The organism is Rathayibacter sp. AY1C2, assembly GCF_002931195.1.
Classification (GTDB): Bacteria; Actinomycetota; Actinomycetes; order Actinomycetales; family Microbacteriaceae; genus Rathayibacter.
This window is the reverse complement of record NZ_PSWG01000025.1, coordinates 25,869-44,942: the sequence shown is the minus strand read 5'-3', so window position 1 is coordinate 44,942 and position 19,074 is coordinate 25,869. Positions and strand designations below refer to the sequence as shown.

Here is a 19,074-nt window from a genome sequence, read left to right as displayed (position 1 = left end):
CGGCGGCTCCTACACTTCCAGGATGCGCATCGCCACCTGGAACGTGAACTCCATCCGGGCCCGCACCGGCCGCGTCGTCGACTGGCTCCTGCGCGAGGACGTGGACGTCCTCGCCATGCAGGAGCTCAAGTGCAAGCCCGAGCAGTTCCCGCACGAGGCCTTCGCCGACGCCGGCTACCACGTCGAGATGGTCGGGCTCAGCCAGTGGAACGGCGTCGGCATCGCCTCGCGCCTGCCGATGGAGGACGTGCAGATCGGCTTCCCGGGCATGCCCGGCTTCGCGAAGGAGGCGGCGGCCGACGGCTCCTACCCGCTCGAGGCCCGCGCGATCGGCGCCACGGTCGACGGCGTGCGCGTCTGGAGCCTCTACGTCCCGAACGGCCGCGCGGTCGACGACCCGCACTACCTCTACAAGCTCGAGTGGCTCGCGGCCCTCGAGGCGAGCACCCGCGAGTGGCTGGCCGCAGAGCCCGACCTGCCGCTCGCCCTGGTCGGCGACTGGAACGTCGCGCCGCTCGACAGCGACGTGGGCGACCCGAGCCTCGGCCCCGGATCCACGCACGTCTCGATCCCCGAGCGCGCCGCCTTCGCCGCCTTCGAGGACGCGGGCCTGCGCGACGTCGTCCGCCCGCTCGTGCCCGAGGGCTACACCTACTGGGACTACAAGCAGCTCCGCTTCCCGCGGAACGAGGGGCTGCGGATCGACTTCGTGCTCGGCTCCCCCGCGTTCGGCGAGCTCGTCACCGGCGCCTCGATCCACCGCGACGAGCGCAAGGGCGACGCCCCGAGCGACCACGTCCCGGTGGTGGTCGACCTCGACCTCGAGACGACCCTCGACGACGACCGCCCGATGATCTTCTGAGCATGGCCTCGTCGAAGAAGAAGCGCGCGCGGGCCCAGGCCGCCTCGGCCGGCGCCTCCCGCCCCGCCGCCCGACCCGCGACGGCACGCCCCGCGACGGCACGCCCTGCGACCGCCCGCCCCGGAGCCGCGCACGACGAGTTCCGGTCCGACGCCTACCGCTCGGTGGGCGAGATCATCGCCGCCGGGAAGCCGCGCCGGCGCCGCTGGGACCTCGTGCTCTCGATCCTCGGCTGCCTCGCCCTCGGCCTGCTCACGATCGTGCTCGGCTACCTCGCCGCGATCCTCTCGGTCTTCCCCGCGCAGTGCGAGGGCCAGAACTTCGCCTGCGACTTCGACCGGATCGACTGGGGCGTCTCGATCGCGCTGATCGGGCCGCCCGCGCTGACGCTGATCGCCGTGGTCGTGACGGTCGTGCGCTACCTCGTGGGCCGACGCGCGTTCCTCGTGCCGGTCATCGGGTTCGTGCTCTGCATCGCCACCGCGTTCCTCGCCTCCTCGCTCGTGACGAGCTCGATCCCCGGGTCGGCGCTGGTCTAGCACCGACCCGGGGGGCGCGTCAGCGGTCGGGCGGGCGGCGCTGGTCCAGCACCGACCCGGGGGCGCGTCGGCGGTCGGCGTGCTCGGGGCGCGATCGCGAGGTCAGCCGCAGGCGGGCTCGTCGTTCAGCGTCACCGCGGTGGGGTTGATCATCGGGGTCACCCGCACGGTCTGGTCGCCGAAGCCGGAGGCGTCGCCGGCGCTGAACTGCACGTCGAACGTCTCGGACTGGCCGGGCGAGAGCTGCACGGCGACCTTCGAGACGGGACGGCCGAGGTCGTCGAGGCTCTCGGGTCCGTAGCCCGTGCCGTCGGCCCAGGCCGCACTCGACACCGTGGTCCCGGGAGGGCCGTAGACGTAGATGTTGGTGACGAAGTCGCCCAGAGGGTACGCACCGCGCCCGCCGGCCGCGGCGACGTAGCCGGGCAGCGTCCGAGCGACCGCCTTCGAGATCGTGTTGGTCACGGTGACGGAGGTGGTGAAGACCGCGCCGGAGGCGGCGCACCGGCCCGCGCTCGACTGCGTGACCGCCGTGCTCAGGTAGTAGTCCATCTTCGAGCCGCCCGAGGCGTCCTGGAAGAACACTCCGGTGGTCGTGCCGTCGGTCGTCGTCTGCGGCAGGACCCCCGCGATCGGCGTGGGCGCGAGGAGCGCCTGCTCGTCGGCGTCGGAGCTGTAGGCGAGGATGCGGCTCTCGTCGACCGCCTTCACGATCGCCGGGAGCATCTTCGTCGGCTCCATCTCTCCGCCGAGGATCTTGCCCAGGACCGTCGCGCTCGCCTCCGAGAAGAACTCGTCGGTGCGCTCGGCCACGACCGACTCCGGGTATCGGAAGTAGACCTCGTTGAGCAGGGTCGAGACGGTGTTCTCGCTCGTGAGGACCGTGCCGTCGGTGAGGGTCACGGGCCCGGTCGAGCCGAGGAGGTAGGAGAGGGCGACGGGGTCGATCGCGAGGACGCCGTCGATCCTCTGCTCGGGGAACTTCTGCGCCCAGAACTGCGAGGCGATCGAGGCGGCCGTCGGGAAGTCGGGGCGGCTGGTCGAGACGTTGAAGGTCGTCGCCATGTTCTCGCCGATGGTGTCGAGCGCACTCTGGTCGACGGTGACGGGCGCCAGACCGCGGAAGTCGCCGCTGCCCAGCTGACGGCCGATCGAGATCGCGCCGCCGTCGACGTCGAGCTGCATCACCGACGACGCGCCGCCGCCCAGAGCCTGCGACTCCGCCAGGTTCTGGAACATCACCAGGTAGTGGCGCGGACCGGACGCTCCGAGGGAGTCGGGGAGGATCGCGGTGAGCGGCTCGACCTGCTCCATCGCCGCGGTGGCGGTGGCCAGCTGCGGAGTGAAGGAGTCGAGCGCGGAGGCGACCTGCGGCACCAGCGGGCCGCGGTCGATGCCCTCGACGCGGGTCTGCGCCGCGTCGACGACCTCCTTGGCGACGGTGATCTTCTGCGACAGCTCGGTGATCGCCGCGAGGTCGACCCTGCCGTCGACGGGCTTGAGGATGTCGAGCGAGGTAGTGGAGAGCGGCGTGACGATCCGGCCGGAGACGTCGTCGGCGATCTCGGTCGCGGCGCGGACCGCGGACAGGTTCGGCCCGAGGACGGGCACCACCTCCATCACCCGCCACACCGGGTCCTCGGTCTCGTCGCGCGCCTCGCCGGTGAGGGTCGCGATCCGGCCCGCGGTCTCCTCCGCACCGGAGGTGTCGAACGTCGTCAGCCTGTCCGTCACCTGCGACACCAGCGGGATCGCCTCGGTCAGCTTGTCGCGGACGGTCATCGCCTTGTCGTAGGTGCGCACGCCGAGGAGCACCGCGACGACGGCGCCGATCAGCAGGACCAGGAGGACGATCAGCGTGATCCAGAGGCCGCGACGGCGGCGCGGCCTGCCGCGGGCGGAGCGGTCGGCGGACGTGGTGGTGCTCATTCGAGAGAGCCTAAGCGACGGTCGGCGGAGTGCGACCGGGCCCGCGCCACCGGCCCCGTCCCAGGACGAGGGACACGCGACGCGGATGCGCGGGCCGTCCGGCGCCTCCGCCAGGCCCGAGCGGGAGCCGGGGATGCTGCTCCGCTCAGCCCAGCAGGAGGGACACCCCGATGAGCACGGGCACCGCGGCGACCGTGGTCACGAGGGCCGTGTCGCGGGCGACGGCGACGCCCCGGTCGTAGCGCGAGGCGAAGGTGAAGATGTTCTGCGCGGTCGGCAGCGCGGCGGTCACCGTCACCACGAAGAGGTGCTCGGAGTCGAGGTGGAACGCGAAGCGCCCCAGCAGCAGCGCGACCGCAGGCATCGCCAGCGACTTGAGCACGGAGGCGACGACCACCTCGACCCGCGCCGGCCCCGCCTCCAGCGGCCGCTGCCCGCGCAGCGACATCCCGAAGGCGATCAGCACCAGCGGGATCGACGCGTTGCCGATGATCGAGAACGGCTGCAGCACGGGCGCGGGAAGCTCCACGCCGGTGAGGGCGACGACGAGGCCGAGGGCGGAGGCGATGATCATCGGGTTCCGCAGCGGCTGCGTGAGGATCGCGCCGACCGAGGTCCGCCCGCTCGTCGAGACGTCGAGCAGCGTCAGGATCGTCGGCGCGAGGACGATCAGCTGCAGGAGGAGCGTCGGCGCCACCCACTGCGGATCGCCCAGCACGTAGATGGCGACCGGCAGTCCGATGTTGTTGGCGTTGACGTAGGAGGAGGCCGCGGTCCCGATCACCGTCTCCGGCAGCGGGCGGGGGAAGAGCAGCCGCGAGGCCAGCACGTAGAGCAGGGCGACGGTCAGCACCGTCAGGAGCGAGACGAGCAGGAACGAGGAGAAGAGGACGGAGACGTCGGCCCGCGACAGCACGGTGAACAGCAGCGCCGGCGTCGTGACGAAGAAGGCGATCCGCGACAGGATCAGCCGGCTCTCGGGCGGGACGATCCGGAACCGCGCGATCAGGTAGCCGACCGCGATGACGACCCCGATGATCGAGAAGCCGGTGAGCACGCCCTCCACGCCGCCGCCTCCCCGCCGCGGCCGGTCCGCTGTCGCGCCTCCACCCTAGGCAGTGGCCGGGGCGTTGCAGCGCCGGCGCGACGCGCCTACGGTGTGCGGCATGCCGCATCTCGAGGTCCCCGGCGCGAGCCTCCACTGGGAGGCGGACGGCCACGCCTCCGCTCCCGCCCTGCTGCTCGTGCACGCGGGGATCGCCGACCTGCGGATGTGGGACCCGCTCGTCCCCGACCTCTCGCGCGACCGGCTGGTGGTCCGCTACGACGTCCGCGGCGCGGGCGGAACGAGCACGGAGGACGTGGAGTACGACCCGCGCCGGGACGCCCTGGACGTGCTCGACCACCTCGGCGTCGAGCGCGCGGTGGTCGTCGGCTGCTCGCGGGGCGGAACGCTCGCGCTCGACCTGGCGCTCGAGCATCCGGAGCGGGTGACCGGCCTGGTCGTGATCGCCCCGGGCCTGGCAGGCTTCGACTACCCCGCGCTGACGGCGGAGGAGGAGCGCCGCTTCGGGGAGGTCGAGGCGCTGGAGCTCGCGGGCGAGCGGGAGGCCGCGGCGATCGTCGAGGCGGAGCTCTGGGCCGTGGGTCCCGACCGCTCCGCGGACGACGTGGCTCCGGAGTTCCTCGCGCGGGTCCGGGAGCTCGCGCTCACGGGCGTCGGCCACGAGGCGGAGGCCCCCCGCCCGATCGATCCCTCCGGGCCGGCGGGCGAGCGGCTCGGGGAGATCGCCGTGCCGACCCTCGTCGTGGCGGGCGCGCACGACCTCTCCGAGTCGCTGCCGGTCTGCGAGCACCTCGCCGCCGAGGTGGGCGGTGCCGAGCTGCACGTGCTCGAGGACGCGGCGCACCTGCCCGGCCTCGAGCACCCGGAGGAGTTCCTCGCGGTGCTGCGGCCGTGGCTGGAGCGCCACGGGATCTGATCAGGCCACGGCGGCCAGGTCGAACGCCCAGTCCACGTAGAGCTCCGGCGACTCGCCCTGCTCGACGAGGTCGATCCGGTCGAAGCCGGCCTCGACGCAGGTCGCGCCGGCGTCCAGGTCGCTCTCCGCCACGAAGGCGTGCACGAAGCGGGGCACGGGGAACGCCGCCGCCTCCTCGAGCAGCATCCGCACGGAGTCCGCGGTGATGCCGCGGGCGTGCGGAGCGATGCTCCATGCCGCCTCGTAGGCGACGACGCCGCGCGAGCAGCCGTACCAATAGCCGATGGAGCCGACGGAGAGTCCGTCCAGCTCGACCACGTAGAAGAACGCGTCGCCGTCCGCCCAACCGCGCAGGTAGCGGTCGTGGCGCGCGAGGATCTCGCTCTCGCTCTCGAGTCCGCCGCCCGCGTGCGCGAGGGTGTCGCGCAGGACGGAGGCGTCCGCCTGCGGCCAGGGGAGCAGGCGGAGGTTCTCGGGGTGGTGGTCGATGCTGGCTGTTCTCTGGTCGCTTCCGGGTTCGGGTCCCGTCACGCGCTCCGATCCTCTCTCTCAGGATGGCTCGCCGATCGAGCGCGCCGCCAGGGTGTTCGGCGCGCCTGTCCGATCGGATGTCTCCGCACTCGGGATGCGGACACGGTGTCGCCCCATCTTCGACCCGATGAGGGGAGGGAAACCGAAGCGGTGAGGAATCTAGCCCCGGACGGGGGGTGGCACCTGCACAACACCTGGGCAACCGCTGACCGCGGGGCCGGAGAGGGGCGGCGGAGACGTGCGCCCGCCCCTGCGAGATCGCCGCTTCGCTCCGCCGAGACGCAAGAAAAGCGCGCGCACGAGCCCATACGCTCGGAGTCGGAGCGCGTTCCGCTCCTGCAGCCCCGTATCACCAGCGTGAGGAGGATCACCATGTCGCAAGCCGTGCAGAGCACCGTCGTCGGAGAACCCGAGGTCGTCGAGGACCGCGTGGAGGACTCCGCCGCCTGGCTCGACCTGAAGGCCGCCGCCGCCGCGCTGCAGCCGCTCCAGTCTCAGGACGGCTCGCTCGCCGAGCCCGAGCGGCTCGAGGAGGCGCGCACCCTCGTCGAGCGGATCGTCGCCGGCGTCCGCACCCTCGCCCCCGCGTTCCCGCACGACGCCGCGTACCTCGACGCGCTGGTCGTCGACCTCGAGCGCTGGAGCGCCGGCGGACTCGGCCTGCCCGACTTCCTCGACTCGCTCACCGCGTTCCAGCCGCAGCTCGAGCGCGTCGACGGCCGCCGCCACCTCGTCGTCTTCCCCATGTACACCCAGAACGGCAGCCGCGACCGCCACGTCGAGGCCGTCCTCGTCGAGGTCGTCTGGCCGCGGTTCGTCGCCGAGCTGGAGGCGGGCGACTACTCCAACGCCCTCTTCGTGCCCGTGCGCTTCGTCGACTTCACCGCCGGCTACGACACCGACAGCGCCGTGCTGTTCCCCGAGACGGTCGCGATGCGCTCCGTCCCGTCCTTCACCTGGGGCGCGATCTTCGCCGACCGCGAGGCGGCCCGGTTCCGCCGCGTCGTCACGGAGGCGGCCCGGATCACCCGTCTCGAGCTCCCGGAGGACGCGCAGCGCCTGCTGGCCGACCAGCGCCTGGCGGAGGAGTCCTTCGTGATGTGGGACCTCATCCACGACCGCACCCACATGCGCGGCGACCTGCCGTTCGACCCGTTCATGATCAAGCAGCGGATGCCCTTCTTCCTCTACTCGCTGGAGGAGCTGCGGTGCGACCTCACCGCCTTCCGCGAGGCCGTCGCCATCGAGCGCCGCCTCGGCGCGCTGGACCGCCGCGACGACGAGGAGGAGGCGCTGGCCGAGCGCTCGCGCTTCGTGCAGTACGCGATCCTGTTCGACCGGCTCTTCCGCTTCCCGCTCACCGGGTCGCGGGTGCGCAACTACGACGGCCTCGGCGGCCAGCTGCTCTTCGCCTGGCTGCACCAGCACGGCGTCCTGCACTGGACCGACACCCGGCTGGCGTTCGAGTGGGACGGCGTCGCCGACGTGGTCGTCGCCCTCTCGGACGCGATCGACGAGCTCTACTGGCGCTCGATCGACCGGCCGAAGACGGCGCACTGGCTGGCCGCGCACGAGCTGATCGCGGCCACTCTCACTCCGCACCCCGCCTCCGCCTGGGCCCGCGGGCTCCCGGACGAGGTGCTGCTCGGCGCCCCGCGCGGCCTCACCGACGCGGTGCTGGACGACGAGTTCCCGCTGTCGATGTTCTACGAGGCCCTCGGGAAGAAGATGGGCGACGTCATCGCCTCGACCCGGGGCATCACCGGCCGGGACTGACGTCGCGCCCGGGAGGCGGCGGGGTGCGCTCCTCCGCCTCCCGGGGCCCCGTCCGACCGGCGTCGGTTAGCGTGGGGCGCATGCCCTCAGGTGACGGAGCCGCGGACCCGCTCGACGCGGGCTGGATCCGGCGAGCGCCGAGCCGGGCCGGATACGTGCGCGACGCGGTCACCGCGGGGATCCTGCTGGTGGCGACGGTCGTCTCCGTCGCGCTGTACTCCTCGGCGGGCTTCCCGGACGCGGCGCACCCCGTCGTCAGCGCCCACTGGGCCGTCCTGATGACCCTTCCCCTCGCGCTGCGCCGCCGGTTCCCCGCGAGCGTGGCGGCCGGGCTCTCCGTCGTCTACGCGCTCGGGATCGTGCTCCAGGTGCCGGAGTCGCTCTTCGGCCAGATCTGCCTGTTCCTCGCGCTCTACACGGTCGGCGCGTGGGGCCGGAACCGGCGCACGGCGCTCGTCGTCCGGGTGGCGATCGCGGTCGGGATGCTGGGCTGGCTGCTCACCACCCTCGCCACGGGCGAGTACTTCGGCAGCTCCGTGCCGGTCGACGACTCCCCCGGCCTGCTCTCGCCCTACGCGGCGGAGTCGGCCCTCGCGGTCGTCTCGAACCTGCTCTACTTCGGCAGCGCCTACGTCTTCGGCGAGGCGTCGTGGCAGTCGGCCCGCCGGCTGGAGGCGCTCGAGACGCGCACGGCCGAGCTCGACGACGAGCGGGAGCGCTCCTCGCGGCAGGCCGTGTCCTCCGAGCGGCTGCGGATCGCGCGCGAGCTGCACGACGTGGTCGCGCACCACGTCAGCGTGATGGGCGTGCAGGCGGGAGCGGCGCGGCGGGTGCTGGCGCGGGATCCGGAGCGGGCGGCGGCATCGCTCAGCGCCATCGAGGGCGACGCGCGCTCGGCGATCGAGGAGCTGCACCGCATCCTGGTCGCGCTGCGCGCCGAGGACGCGGTGCCGAATCCGCTCACCGACGCCGCGTCCACCCGCGGGGTGGCCCAGCTCGAGGAGCTGGTCGCGGCGTCCAGCGGGTCGGGCCTGCCCACCGTCTTCCTCACCCTCGGCACGCCCCGCGAGATCCCCGCGACGGTGGGGCTCAGCCTCTACCGCATCGCGCAGGAGTCGCTCACGAACGTCCGCAAGCACGCGGGGCGCGGCGCGCACGCCGAGGTGCGCCTCCGCTACGCCCCCGACGCGGTCGAGCTCGAGATCGCCGACGACGGCGGGTCCGGCCCGCACCCGAGCGCTCCCGCCTCCTGCGGACTGGGGCACACCGGCATGAGCGAGCGCGCGGCCGCGGTCGGCGGCTGGATCGAGATGGGGCCGAGGGGCGGAGGCTACCTCGTGCACGCCCGGGTTCCGCTGTCCCCCGTCCGGGCGAGCGTGCCGGACGCCGACGACCCGGTACCGTCGTCGGAGACGTCGCGGGGGCGTCAGGAGCGAGCGAGCGGGGGCCGCCCATGACCGAGCACGTGCGCGTGCTGCTCGTCGACGACCAGGAGCTCGTCCGCGTGGGCTTCCGCATCATCCTCGAGTCGGAGCCGGGGATCGAGGTGGTCGGCGAGGCCCGCACCGGGCTCGAGGCCCTGCAGCGCGCCTCCGAGCTGCGCCCCGACGTGATCTGCATGGACGTGCAGATGCCCGGCCTCGACGGCCTGGCCGCGACCCGCGAGATCGTGGCCGACCCGCGCCTGTGCTCGCGGGTGCTCATCCTCACCACCTTCGACCGCGACGACTACCTCTTCGAGGCGCTCTCGGCCGGCGCCAGCGGGTTCCTGCTCAAGAACGCGTCGCCGGAGGAGCTGGTCGAGGCCGTGCAGGTGGTCGCCCGCGGCGACGCGATGCTCGCCCCCGACGTCACCCGGCGCGTGATCGAGCGGTTCGCGTCCGTGCCCGAGCGCACGCCGGCCGCCGCCGAGCACTCCGGAGTGGCCGATCTGACGGACCGCGAGCGCGAGGTGCTCGTGCACCTGGCGCGGGGCTGGTCGAACGCCGAGATCGCGGCCGAGCTGTTCGTGGGCGAGGCGACCGTGAAGACGCACGTCTCGAAGATCCTGATGAAGCTCGGCGTGCGCGACCGGATCCAGGCGGTCGTGTTCGCCTACGAGCACGGGATCGCGGTGCCGGGGCGCCCCTGAGCGGTCGGCCGGGGGATCTGCTTGCGGGTGCTCGACGCCGGGGCGGTCAGCGCCGGGACTGGCTCGAGGCCGGGCGCGGCGGGATGCGGCGGACGAACTCCATCCGGATCTCCGGCACGATCTTCCGGTCGAGCACGACCGTCATGTAGCGGCCGTCGACGCGGGCGCCGATCGCGACCACGTCCGGATCGGTGTCCACGCGGTAGCCGCGCAGCGCCTCCCCGTCCACGATCACCGGGACGCCCCGCACGACGTCCTCGTCGCGGAGGGCGGCGGCGACCACCGGCATCCCGCCGCGGCGGCTGCGCACGCGGCCCGGGAAGGTGTTGCGGAGCACGTCGCCCATGTGGGCCGCGAGGCGGGACTCCAGGGGCCGGCTGCGCTCGGCGGGGATCGGCACGGAGGTGCGGACCGCCTCCCAGAGCACCGGGTACCGCATCCGCGTCACCTGGTCGACCATCCACGGCGGCAGGTGGTCGTTCTCGGCGCGCTCGATCGCGCGCTTCTGCTCGGGGGTCAGCGGGACGTGGTTGACGGGGTCGGCGCGGTTGCGCGGGTTCTTGTAGAACGAGTACGAGAGCGAGATCTCGACGAAGCGGCCGAGCGCCATCGTCTGCGCCGCGGCGAACTCCTCCAGCCTCGGCTGGGGCGCGAACGCGAGGACGGGATCGCCGAAGCGAGCCGCGATCTCGTCCACCCCGGGAGGGGCGGGCATGTCGCGGACAGCTTCCGTCGTGTCCATGCGCATACGTCAAGAGTGGCCTGCCTCCCAGCCGATACCAACTTCTTGACGGAGATCGGCTTTCGGGTCGTCGTCCTTTCACCTGCCCGAAACATGCGGGAGGCGGGAGGGGTGTCTCGGCGGGCGCCTCCGGGGCTCCTCCGGGCGGCGGGCTGCGAAGATGGAGGGATGAGCGCTCTGCACGATCCCGACGTCCGCGGCTTCGCCTCCGACAACTACTCCGGAGTGCACGACGAGGTCCTCGCCGCGATCGCCGCGGCCAACGGAGCGCACCAGATCGCCTACGGCGAGGACGTCTACACCGAGCGCCTGCAGGAGGCGTTCCGCCGCGAGTTCGGCGAGCAGGCCCAGGCCTTCCCCGTCTTCAACGGCACGGGCGCCAACGTCACCGGCCTGCAGTCGATGCTGCCGCGGTGGGGCGCCGTCGTCTCGGCGGGCACCGCGCACATCACCTCCGACGAGGGCGGAGCGCCGGAGAAGGTCGGCGGAATCAAGATCCTCACGGTCCCCACGCCCGACGGCAAGCTGACCCCGGCGCTGGTCGACCAGGAGGCGTGGGGCTTCGGCGACGAGCACCGCGCCCAGCCGCTCGTGGTCTCGATCACCCAGTCCTCCGAGCTCGGCACCGTCTACACCCCGGAGGAGGTGCGCGCGCTCGCCGACCACGCGCACGGCCTCGGCATGCGGCTGCACATGGACGGGGCGCGCATCGCGAACGCCGCGGCCGCCCTCGGCCTGCCCCTGCGCTCCTTCACGACCGACGCAGGCGTCGACGTGCTCTCGTTCGGCGGCACCAAGAACGGCATCCTGCTCGGCGAGGCGATCGTCGTGCTCGACCCGGCGGCCTCGACCGGGCTGACCTTCCTCCGCAAGACCAACATGCAGCTGTCCTCCAAGATGCGCTTCATCTCGGCGCAGCTGCTCGCCCTGCTCGGCGACGGCGGCGAGGAGGAGCCCCTGTGGCTCCGCTCGGCCCGGCACGCGAACGCCATGGCGGCGCGCCTGCGCTCGGGGCTCGAGGAGGCGATCGCCGCCGGCCGGATCACCGGGCTCGAGTTCACGCAGCAGACCCAGGCCAACGCGGTGTTCGCGACGCTGCCGCCCGGAGTCGCGGACCGGCTCCGCGCCGCCTACCGCTTCTACGACTGGAACCCGGCGACCGGCGAGGTCCGCTGGGTCTGCTCCTTCGACACGACGGAGGACGACATCGACGCGTTCACGGCCGCGATCGAGCGCGAGCTGGCCGCGTGAGGGCCCGCCTCCCGCGCCTGGCGACGGTCGGCGCCGCGCTCGCCGTTCTCGTCGCGCTGACGGGCTGCACGTCGGCCGAGCGCTCGGACGTCGCGGCCACCCCGTCGGCGTCCGAGACCGCCGCTCCGACTCCCTCCGCGACTCCGACGCCCTCGCCCACGGCCTCGACCCGCCTGGGCTGCGACTCCCTCCTCCCCGCCACACGGGCGGCCTCGGCGCTGGGGGTCTCCCGCAGCGCTCTCGAGGGCAGCCGCGAGGTGACGACGCGCTCCTCGGGCGAGCTGATCCGCGAGGCCGCGGAGGAGAACGGCGGAGTGCTCCGCTGCGCCTGGTACGACGAGGACGCCTCGATCACCGCGGCCGCGGTCGACGACGCCGCCGAGGCCTTCGCCGGCCGTCCGGGCCCGCGCCTCGAGACCGCCGTCGAGGCCTACGGCTCCTGCACCGACGGCAGCTGCGACCTGGACCTGCTCGCCGGCGCCACCTGGGTGACGCTGCAGCTGCGCGGCGCCCCCGCGGCCGTCGACCTCGCCGCGCTGGCGACCGGCACCGCCTCCGCCGCGCTCGGCACCCTCGACGAGCCGGTCACCGCGACGGCGCCCGTCTGCACCGAGGTCCTGACGGCCGAGCAGCTGTCCGGTGCCGCCGGTCTCGCGCAGGCGACCGCGGGGACGGGGACCGGGACGGCGACCACCGCGTCAGCCGCTGCCGCCGCCCGGGCCGGGTACGCCTCCTGCAGCTGGAGCGACGCCTCCAGCGCCGCCTACTCGGGCGTGACGGTCGACGCGCTCCCGAACGGCGACGACGGCTGGCGGAACCTCTCGCTGACCTCGGGCCTGGCGATCCCGCTCGGGCCGCTCGACGGCTTCGGCGAGAAGGCCCTCACCGGCTGCGCGGCGGGCGTCTGCGAGATCGACGCGCTGGCCGACGACGTGTGGTGGCGCGTGACCGTCACCGGCGACGCGGCGAAGGCCGAGGCCGTCGCCCGCGCCGTGCTCGCGAACGCCTGACCCGCGGCGCCTCTCTCCTCCTCCGCGAGCGGGTCAGCGCCAGTACTCGTACCAGGACGACTCGCGGCAGCCGAGGGACGCGTAGAGGCGGCGGGCGCCGGCGTTCTCGGCGAGCACCTGGAGCCAGAAGCGCGCGACGCCCCGGCCGGACGCGTCCTCGAGGAGGGCGCGGACCACGGCGGAGGCGAGCCCGCGGCGCCGGGCGTCCGGGCGGGTCGCCAGGGCGAAGAGGCCGCCCCAGAGCTCGCCGTCCGGCGCCGTGACGAGCGCGAGGCGGCCGGTCGCGGCCGGGCCGTCCCCGTCGACGGCGAGAGCGTAGGAGGAGGGGCAGCCCGCGAGGATGCGCTCGGCGACCGCACGCTCCTCCGCTCCACCGCGACCGTCCACCGACCACCAGAGGGCGAGCCAGTCCTCGTCTGGAGCCGGGGCGAGCCGGACGCGAGGCCGCGGCGCGGATATCGGCGGCGCGGGCCTCGACGTCGCGGGCAGGGCGGCGAGCGCCTCCTGCACCGATCCGGTCAGCACGAGCGTCCGATCGATCGGCGCGGCGCCCCGCTCGGCGAGCAGCCCGGTCAGACCGGCGGGGCTCGGCGGGCCGATCTGCACGAGGGGTGCGATCCCGTGCTCGCAGGCGAACGCCTCCGCCGCGTCGAGCGCCGCCTCCTGGTCGACGACGTCGCCGGACGCGAGCACCGAGTTCGCGCGCTTGGTGACCCCTGCGGAGGCGCGCAGCTCCCACGCGCCGAGGGGGCGCCGCACGAGCGCGGGCCAGGCGTCGGCGGCGAGGCGGTCGAGCAGGCGCGGATCCATCGGGCCACGGTAGCGGGAGCGGCGCCGGAGCCCGGCGGGCACCCCCGGAGACGGCTCCGGCCCGCCGGATCCGCCGCGGACGAGCCGAGCGGGATCCTGCGGGCCGGAGGCCGTGGAGGGACGAGCCCTACATGTTGATCATGTGCCCCTTGAGGCCGTGGAAGCCCTCCTGCAGCGCCTCCGACAGCGTCGGGTGGGTGTGCACGTTGCGGGCCAGCTCGGTCGCGGTGAGGTCCCACTTCTGGGCGAGCGTGAGCTCGGGGAGCAGCTCCGAGACGTCCGGGCCGATCATGTGGGCGCCGAGGAGCTCGCCGTACTTCTTGCTCGCGATGAGCTTCACGAAGCCGGTGGGCTCGCCGAGGCCGTGGGCCTTGCCGTTCGCCATGAAGGGGAAGGTCGAGACGGTGATCTCGTGTCCCTCGTCCGTCGCCTGCTTCTCGGTGAGGCCGAAGGAGGCGATCTGCGGCTGGCAGAACGTCGCGCGCGGCATCATCCGGTAGTCGCCCAGGGTCTGGGTCTCGGCACCGGCGAGGGTCTCGGCGGCGACGACGCCCTGCGCCTCCGCGACGTGCGCGAGCTGCAGCTTCGCGGTGACGTCGCCGATGGCGTAGATGTGCGGCACGTTGGTGCGCATGTGGTCGTCGATCGCGATCGCGCCGCGCTCGGTGAGCTCGACGCCCGTCTTCTCGAGGCCGAAGCCCTCGGTGCGGGGGACCCAGCCGATCGACATGAGCACCTTGTCGACCTCGAGGGTCGACTGCGTGCCGTCCTTCGCGGTGTAGGTGACCGTGACGTAGCCGTCCTTGTCGACGACCGACTCGACCTTGGTCGAGGTCAGGATCTCGACGCCGAGCTTCTTGTACTGCTTCTGGATCTCCTTGGAGACGTCCGGGTCCTCGTTGGGGAGGGCGCGGTCCATGAACTCGATGATCGTCACGTCGACGCCGTAGTTCTTGAGGACGTAGGCGAACTCCATGCCGATGGCGCCCGCGCCCACGATGGCCATCGTGTCGGGGAGCTCGCGGGTCATGATCTGGGTCTCGTAGGTGACGACGTTCTCGGAGAGCTCGACGCCGGGGAGGAGGCGGACGCTCGCGCCGGTCGCGATGATCGCGTCGTCGAAGGTCAGCGACTCCGTGCCGCCCTTGCTCAGCTGCACGTCGAGGCCCTGCGGGCCGGTGAAGGAGCCGACGCCGTCGAACTCGGCGATCTTGTTCTTCTTCATCAGGAAGTGGACGCCCTTGGTGCGGCCGTCCGCGACCGAGCGGCTGCGGTCGAACGCCGCGCCGAAGTCGAACGAGACGTCGCCCGAGATGCCGAACTGCTTCGCCTGGGTGTGGAAGAGGTGGGCGAGCTCCGCGTTGCGCAGCAGCGCCTTGGACGGGATGCAGCCGACGTTGAGGCAGACACCGCCCCAGTACTGCTTCTCGACGACGGCGACGGACTTGCCGAGCTGGGCGGCGCGGATCGCGGCCACGTATCCGCCGGGGCCTGCCCCCAGGACGACGACGTCGAAGTGCTGGGCCATGGATGATCCTCCAGAGTCGTGGATGGTGGTGCGCGGGGTGACCACGCCGTCTCCCACCGTACCGTTCCGGGGCTCGGAGGCGGCCCGCTCCTCCGTGGGCGAACGCGCGTGCGGGCGCCTGCCGTGCACGCGCGGGAATGCCCGCGGGGCGGGGACGGTTGGGCTCCACGGGCGACGGAGCCCCTCCCCCAGTCCCCCGCACGGAAGAAGCCCCGCGATGTCCGCCACCGCCTCCCGCACCGCCAGCACCAGCGCCCCGATCCTCGACGTCCTCGCGGAGCGCTGGAGCCCCCGCTCCTACGACGCGTCCGCGACCGTCTCCGACGAGACCCTCGCGTCCCTCCTCGAGGCCGCGCGCTGGTCCCCGTCCGCCAGCAACTCGCAGCCGTGGCGCTTCATCGTCGCCCGCCGCGGAACCGACGAGTTCGACCGCATCGTCGCGACGCTCGCCGGCTTCAACGGCGCCTGGGCCGGCTCCGCCGCCGTCCTGGTCGTCGCGCTCGCCGAGACCGTCGACTCCGAGGGGAAGCCGCGCCCCTGGGCCGTCTACGACCTCGGCCAGTCGATCGCCCACCTCAGCGTCCAGGCGCACCACGAGGGCCTGCACGTGCACCAGATGGCCGGCTTCGACAAGGACGCCGTCCGCGCCGCGTTCGACGTCGACGAGCGCTTCGACCCGGTGACGATCGCCGCGGTGGGAGTCGCGGCCGACGCCGACGCGCTGGCGAACGAGACCCTCCGCGAGCGCGAGACCGCGCCGCGCACCCGCCTGCCCCTCGAGGAGCTCGTGCTCGTCCAGGCATAGCCCTCCGGCGGAAGGCCTCCCCCGTCCGCGGACCGGGGAGGCCTTCCGCGTCCCACCCCCTGTGTTACTCCCCGTGTCGGTCCCCGCTGTGCCGCCGGGAGCCTCTCCGTACGATCGGACGATCCGCCCGCCCGTCCCGCTGCCCGGAGAGACATGCCCGCCACCCCCGCCGCCCGCACGAGCCTGGCCTTCGACGCCGAGCTCGGCCAGTCGGCGTTCCCCGTGCGCTTCGAGGGGGTCGGCCGCACCTTCGCGCCCGGGTCCCCCGTACTGACGGACGTGACGCTCGAGGCCGCCGCGGGCGAGGTCATCGCGATCCTCGGCCCGAGCGGCTGCGGCAAGTCGACGCTGCTGCGCATCGCGGCGGGCCTGGACACCGCCTCCGAGGGGTCCGTCCTCATCGACGGCGCCCCCGTCTCCGGCATCGACCCGCGCTGCGCGGTGGCGTTCCAGGAGCCGCGGCTGCTGCCCTGGCGGAGCATCGCCGACAACGTCGCGCTCGGCCTGCCGCGCGGCACCCCGCGCCCGGCGGCCCGCGCCGCCGTCGACGAGCTGCTCTCGCTGGTCGGCCTCACCGCGCACGCCCGCTCGCGGCCTCGCGAGGTGTCCGGAGGGATGGCCCAGCGCGCCTCCCTCGCCCGCGCCCTCGCCCGGAACCCCGGCGTGCTCCTCCTGGACGAGCCCTTCGGGGCGCTCGACGCGCTGACCCGCCTGCGGATGCAGGACCTGCTGCTCGACGTGCACGCGGCGGCTCCGGCGACGATCCTGCTCGTCACCCACGACGTCGACGAGGCCCTCCAGCTGGCCGACCGCATCGTGCTCCTCGGGCGCGACGAGCCCGGAGGCGTCTCGCGCATCCAGCGGATCGTCGCCGTCCCCGGAGCGCGGCCGCGCGACCGCGGCTCGGCGGAGCTCGCCGAGCACCGGGCCGAGCTCCTCGCGGGGCTGGGCATCGAGCGGCACTGACCCCGGGCGGATCGACCCGCATCCCTCCACCCGGGCGGCACGGTCCGGGCGGCACGACCTCCCTCCCCAGCCGCCTCCTCCTCCCGCTCTCCACCGCACGAGCACCTCCCCGCACCGCCCCTCCCCTGCAGCGTCCACACTCGCTGTCACCGCATCCCCGAAGCCGAGGCCCCCATGTCGTTCACCAGCTCCCCGCTCACCCGCCGCACCGCTCTCGCCGGTCTGCTCACCGCCGCCGCCGTCCCGCTCCTCGCGGGCTGCGTGCAGGGCGAGGGCGGAGGAGGAGCGGCGGCCGCGACCGCCGACGCCGCCTCCGGAGGAACTCAGGGCGGCACGCTCACGCTCGACTTCGCGACGTACAACCCGCTGAGCCTGGTCATCAAGGAGAAGGGCTGGCTCGAGGCCGCCCTCGCCGAGCAGCAGGTCACCGTCGCCTGGGTGCAGTCGGCCGGCTCCAACAAGGCCAACGAGGCCCTGCGCGCCGGAGCGATCGACGTCGGCTCCACCGCCGGCTCCGCCGCGCTGCTCGCCCGCTCGAACGGCTCGCCGATCAAGACGATCGACATCTTCTCGCAGCCGGAGTGGTCGGCCCTCGTCGTCCCCGCCGGCTCGGCGATCACGTCGGTCAAGCAGCTCAAGGGCAAGCAGATCGCGGCCACCAAGGGCACCGACCCGTACTTCTTCCTGGTGCAGGCGCTCGAGGCCGCCGGGCTGGGCATCGGCGACGTGACGGTGCAGAACCTGCAGCACGCCGACGGCTGGGCGGCGCTGCAGAACGGCTCCGTCGACGCCTGGGCGGGCCTGGACCCGATCATGGCCGGCGCCGAGGCGGCCGGGGCGACCCTGCTCTACCGCAACGTGGACTTCAACTCCTACGGCCTGCTCAACGCGACCGAGAGCTTCCTCGCCGAGAAGCCGGACCTCGCGCAGACCGTCGTGAACGCGTACGAGCACGCCCGCGCCTGGGCGCTCGAGAACCAGGACGAGACGGCGAGCATCCTCGCCTCCGTCGCCGGCCTCGACGTGGCGGTGGCGACGACGGTCATCACCGAGCGCAGCAACCTCGACGTCGACAACGTCCCCGGCTCCGCGCAGACCGACGTGCTCGCCGTGATCGGCCCGATCTTCGTCGAGAACGGCGACGTCGCCTCGCAGCAGCAGGTCGACGACGCGCTCGACTCGCTGCTCGACGACACCTACGCCTCGGCGGCCGACCCGAGCGCCATCGGCGCCTGAGGGTCCGGCCCTCCGCCCCCGACCCCGTGATCCGAGGAGACCGACGATGACGATCCGCGACGACGACACCGCGACCGACGCCGATGTGCTGCGGCGGAGCGCGCTGTCCGCGCCGATGCCGGGTGAGCCCGGACTCGTGACGGCGGGCCCGTCGGTCGCGGCCTCCCAGCGCCGCCTCCGCGAGGACCGCTCCCACCCGCTCACCACGCGACGGTGGTTCGTGGTCGCGGGAGGCGCGATCCTGCCCGTGCTGCTGCTCGCCGCCTGGCAGATCGCGACGACGACCGGGATGGTCTCGGTGGCGGTCTTCCCCTCGCCCGCGATGGTCTGGGCGGCCGGCGTCGACCTCGCCCAGCGCGGCGACCTCGGCCAGGACGTCGCCATCTCGACGCAGCGCGTGCTCATCGGGTTCGCGCTCGGCTCGGCGCTCGGGCTCGTGGTCGGCGCGCTCTTCGGGCTCTCCCGCGTCTGGGAGGTCGTCCTCGGGCCGACCCTCGGCGCGATCCGGGCGGTCCCGTCGCTGGCCTGGGTCCCGCTGCTGCTGCTCTGGATGGGCATCGGCGAGGAGTCGAAGATCACGCTGATCACGATCGGCGCGTTCTTCCCCGTCTTCACCACGGTGGCCACGGCGCTCGGCCACGTCGACCGGCACCTCGTCGAGGCGGGCCGCGCCTTCGGCCTCTCGGGCGTCCGGCTCTTCACGACGGTGCAGCTGCCCGCGGTGATCCCCTCCGTGATCTCCGGGCTGCGCCTCGCGCTCGCCCAGTCGTGGCTGTTCCTGGTCGCCTCCGAGCTCATCGCCTCCTCGATGGGCCTCGGCTTCCGCCTCATCGACAGCCAGAACAACGGCCGGATCGACCGGGTGTTCCTGGCGATCGTCCTGCTGGCCGTGCTGGGCAAGCTCACCGATGCCGTCGTCGGCGTGTTCCAGCGCTACGCCGTGAGGAAGTGGGCGTGAGCGCCGGGGAGGGAGCTC

At 73.4% G+C, this 19,074-nt stretch carries 18 protein-coding genes; 12 read left to right on the top strand and 6 right to left on the bottom strand.

All coding sequences use genetic code 11. The annotated features are described in order from the left end of the window. Window positions 1-22 precede the first annotated feature (22 nt). Window positions 23-862: an exodeoxyribonuclease III gene (locus C5C55_RS14480; protein ID WP_104234384.1), complete on the top strand. Its 840-nt coding sequence runs from the start codon at window positions 23-25 to the stop codon at window positions 860-862. Window positions 863-864: 2 nt separating this feature from the next. Continuing rightward, entirely contained in the window at window positions 865-1,401 is a 537-nt protein-coding gene (locus tag C5C55_RS14475) for a hypothetical protein (protein WP_104234383.1), read from the top strand. A gap of 102 nt (window positions 1,402-1,503) precedes the next feature. On the opposite strand, the gene C5C55_RS14470 is transcribed toward C5C55_RS14475, so the two are convergent. Further along, window positions 1,504-3,330: a DUF4012 domain-containing protein gene (locus C5C55_RS14470; protein WP_104222808.1), complete on the bottom strand. Its 1,827-nt coding sequence runs from the start codon at window positions 3,328-3,330 to the stop codon at window positions 1,504-1,506. A gap of 145 nt (window positions 3,331-3,475) precedes the next feature. Next, complete coding sequence (locus tag C5C55_RS14465; protein WP_104234382.1) at window positions 3,476-4,396, bottom strand: AEC family transporter; 921 nt, start codon at window positions 4,394-4,396, stop codon at window positions 3,476-3,478. Window positions 4,397-4,496: 100 nt separating this feature from the next. Here C5C55_RS14465 and C5C55_RS14460 point away from each other — a divergent pair, with 100 nt between their 5' ends. Continuing rightward, window positions 4,497-5,312 carry an alpha/beta fold hydrolase gene (locus C5C55_RS14460; RefSeq protein WP_104234381.1) on the top strand — a complete coding sequence of 272 codons (816 nt, stop codon included), beginning with the start codon at window positions 4,497-4,499 and terminating at the stop codon, window positions 5,310-5,312. Here the strand turns inward: C5C55_RS14460 and C5C55_RS14455 are convergent, their stop codons facing one another. Beyond that, on the bottom strand, window positions 5,313-5,843 hold the full coding sequence (locus C5C55_RS14455; RefSeq protein ID WP_104234380.1) for a GNAT family N-acetyltransferase: 531 nt from the start codon (window positions 5,841-5,843) through the stop codon (window positions 5,313-5,315). A 372-nt stretch (window positions 5,844-6,215) separates the two neighbouring features. On the opposite strand from C5C55_RS14455, the gene C5C55_RS14450 reads away from it, so the two are divergent. The 3 genes from C5C55_RS14450 (at window position 6,216) to C5C55_RS14440 (ending at window position 9,750) form a co-directional block, all read left to right on the top strand. After that, window positions 6,216-7,619 (top strand): DUF6421 family protein, encoded by a 1,404-nt coding sequence (locus tag C5C55_RS14450; protein WP_104234379.1) that lies wholly within the window; start codon window positions 6,216-6,218, stop codon window positions 7,617-7,619. Between the two features lie 80 nt (window positions 7,620-7,699). Then, entirely contained in the window at window positions 7,700-9,076 is a 1,377-nt protein-coding gene (locus C5C55_RS14445; RefSeq protein ID WP_104234378.1) for a sensor histidine kinase, read from the top strand. Then, window positions 9,073-9,750 carry a response regulator transcription factor gene (locus tag C5C55_RS14440; RefSeq protein WP_104234377.1) on the top strand — a complete coding sequence of 226 codons (678 nt, stop codon included), beginning with the start codon at window positions 9,073-9,075 and terminating at the stop codon, window positions 9,748-9,750. The genes C5C55_RS14445 and C5C55_RS14440 overlap by 4 nt, the downstream gene beginning before the upstream one ends. Before the next feature lie 46 nt (window positions 9,751-9,796). On the opposite strand, the gene C5C55_RS14435 is transcribed toward C5C55_RS14440, so the two are convergent. After that, on the bottom strand, window positions 9,797-10,492 hold the full coding sequence (locus C5C55_RS14435; protein ID WP_146080957.1) for a hypothetical protein: 696 nt from the start codon (window positions 10,490-10,492) through the stop codon (window positions 9,797-9,799). A gap of 168 nt (window positions 10,493-10,660) precedes the next feature. On the opposite strand from C5C55_RS14435, the gene C5C55_RS14430 reads away from it, so the two are divergent. Together C5C55_RS14430 and C5C55_RS14425 are read left to right on the top strand one after the other, a co-directional pair. Beyond that, entirely contained in the window at window positions 10,661-11,743 is a 1,083-nt protein-coding gene (locus tag C5C55_RS14430; RefSeq protein ID WP_104222816.1) for a low specificity L-threonine aldolase, read from the top strand. Further along, window positions 11,740-12,753 (top strand): hypothetical protein, encoded by a 1,014-nt coding sequence (locus C5C55_RS14425; protein ID WP_104234375.1) that lies wholly within the window; start codon window positions 11,740-11,742, stop codon window positions 12,751-12,753. The genes C5C55_RS14430 and C5C55_RS14425 overlap by 4 nt, the downstream gene beginning before the upstream one ends. A 33-nt stretch (window positions 12,754-12,786) precedes the next feature. Here C5C55_RS14425 and C5C55_RS14420 read toward each other — a convergent pair whose 3' ends face one another. Then, entirely contained in the window at window positions 12,787-13,563 is a 777-nt protein-coding gene (locus C5C55_RS14420; RefSeq protein WP_104234390.1) for a GNAT family N-acetyltransferase, read from the bottom strand. 127 nt (window positions 13,564-13,690) lie between these two features. Further along, window positions 13,691-15,091, bottom strand: a complete 1,401-nt coding sequence (gene lpdA, locus C5C55_RS14415; RefSeq protein ID WP_104222818.1) for a dihydrolipoyl dehydrogenase — start codon at window positions 15,089-15,091, stop codon at window positions 13,691-13,693. 217 nt (window positions 15,092-15,308) lie between these two features. Between lpdA and C5C55_RS14410 the strand changes: the two genes are divergently transcribed. The 4 genes from C5C55_RS14410 to C5C55_RS14395 all read left to right on the top strand — a co-directional run bounded on the left by C5C55_RS14410 (window position 15,309) and on the right by C5C55_RS14395 (window position 19,056). Further along, complete coding sequence (locus C5C55_RS14410) at window positions 15,309-15,896, top strand: nitroreductase family protein (protein WP_104234374.1); 588 nt, start codon at window positions 15,309-15,311, stop codon at window positions 15,894-15,896. A 153-nt stretch (window positions 15,897-16,049) separates the two neighbouring features. Next, entirely contained in the window at window positions 16,050-16,862 is an 813-nt protein-coding gene (locus tag C5C55_RS14405) for an ABC transporter ATP-binding protein (protein WP_104234373.1), read from the top strand. A 174-nt stretch (window positions 16,863-17,036) separates the two neighbouring features. Continuing rightward, window positions 17,037-18,098, top strand: a complete 1,062-nt coding sequence (locus C5C55_RS14400; protein ID WP_104234372.1) for an aliphatic sulfonate ABC transporter substrate-binding protein — start codon at window positions 17,037-17,039, stop codon at window positions 18,096-18,098. Between the two features lie 46 nt (window positions 18,099-18,144). Beyond that, window positions 18,145-19,056: an ABC transporter permease gene (locus C5C55_RS14395; protein WP_244229541.1), complete on the top strand. Its 912-nt coding sequence runs from the start codon at window positions 18,145-18,147 to the stop codon at window positions 19,054-19,056. The last annotated feature ends 18 nt before the right edge of the window (window positions 19,057-19,074 follow it).

Coding starts and splice junctions, on each gene's coding strand:
- C5C55_RS14480 (WP_104234384.1), top strand. CDS start 23: ATGCGCATCGCCACCTGGAACGTGAACTCCATCCGGGCCCGCACCGGC.
- C5C55_RS14475 (WP_104234383.1), top strand. CDS start 865: ATGGCCTCGTCGAAGAAGAAGCGCGCGCGGGCCCAGGCCGCCTCGGCC.
- C5C55_RS14470 (WP_104222808.1), bottom strand. CDS start 3,330: ATGAGCACCACCACGTCCGCCGACCGCTCCGCCCGCGGCAGGCCGCGC.
- C5C55_RS14460 (WP_104234381.1), top strand. CDS start 4,497: ATGCCGCATCTCGAGGTCCCCGGCGCGAGCCTCCACTGGGAGGCGGAC.
- C5C55_RS14450 (WP_104234379.1), top strand. CDS start 6,216: ATGTCGCAAGCCGTGCAGAGCACCGTCGTCGGAGAACCCGAGGTCGTC.
- C5C55_RS14445 (WP_104234378.1), top strand. CDS start 7,700: ATGCCCTCAGGTGACGGAGCCGCGGACCCGCTCGACGCGGGCTGGATC.
- C5C55_RS14440 (WP_104234377.1), top strand. CDS start 9,073: ATGACCGAGCACGTGCGCGTGCTGCTCGTCGACGACCAGGAGCTCGTC.
- C5C55_RS14435 (WP_146080957.1), bottom strand. CDS start 10,492: ATGGACACGACGGAAGCTGTCCGCGACATGCCCGCCCCTCCCGGGGTG.
- C5C55_RS14430 (WP_104222816.1), top strand. CDS start 10,661: ATGAGCGCTCTGCACGATCCCGACGTCCGCGGCTTCGCCTCCGACAAC.
- C5C55_RS14420 (WP_104234390.1), bottom strand. CDS start 13,563: ATGGATCCGCGCCTGCTCGACCGCCTCGCCGCCGACGCCTGGCCCGCG.
- lpdA (WP_104222818.1), bottom strand. CDS start 15,091: ATGGCCCAGCACTTCGACGTCGTCGTCCTGGGGGCAGGCCCCGGCGGA.
- C5C55_RS14410 (WP_104234374.1), top strand. CDS start 15,309: ATGTCCGCCACCGCCTCCCGCACCGCCAGCACCAGCGCCCCGATCCTC.
- C5C55_RS14405 (WP_104234373.1), top strand. CDS start 16,050: ATGCCCGCCACCCCCGCCGCCCGCACGAGCCTGGCCTTCGACGCCGAG.
- C5C55_RS14400 (WP_104234372.1), top strand. CDS start 17,037: ATGTCGTTCACCAGCTCCCCGCTCACCCGCCGCACCGCTCTCGCCGGT.
- C5C55_RS14395 (WP_244229541.1), top strand. CDS start 18,145: ATGACGATCCGCGACGACGACACCGCGACCGACGCCGATGTGCTGCGG.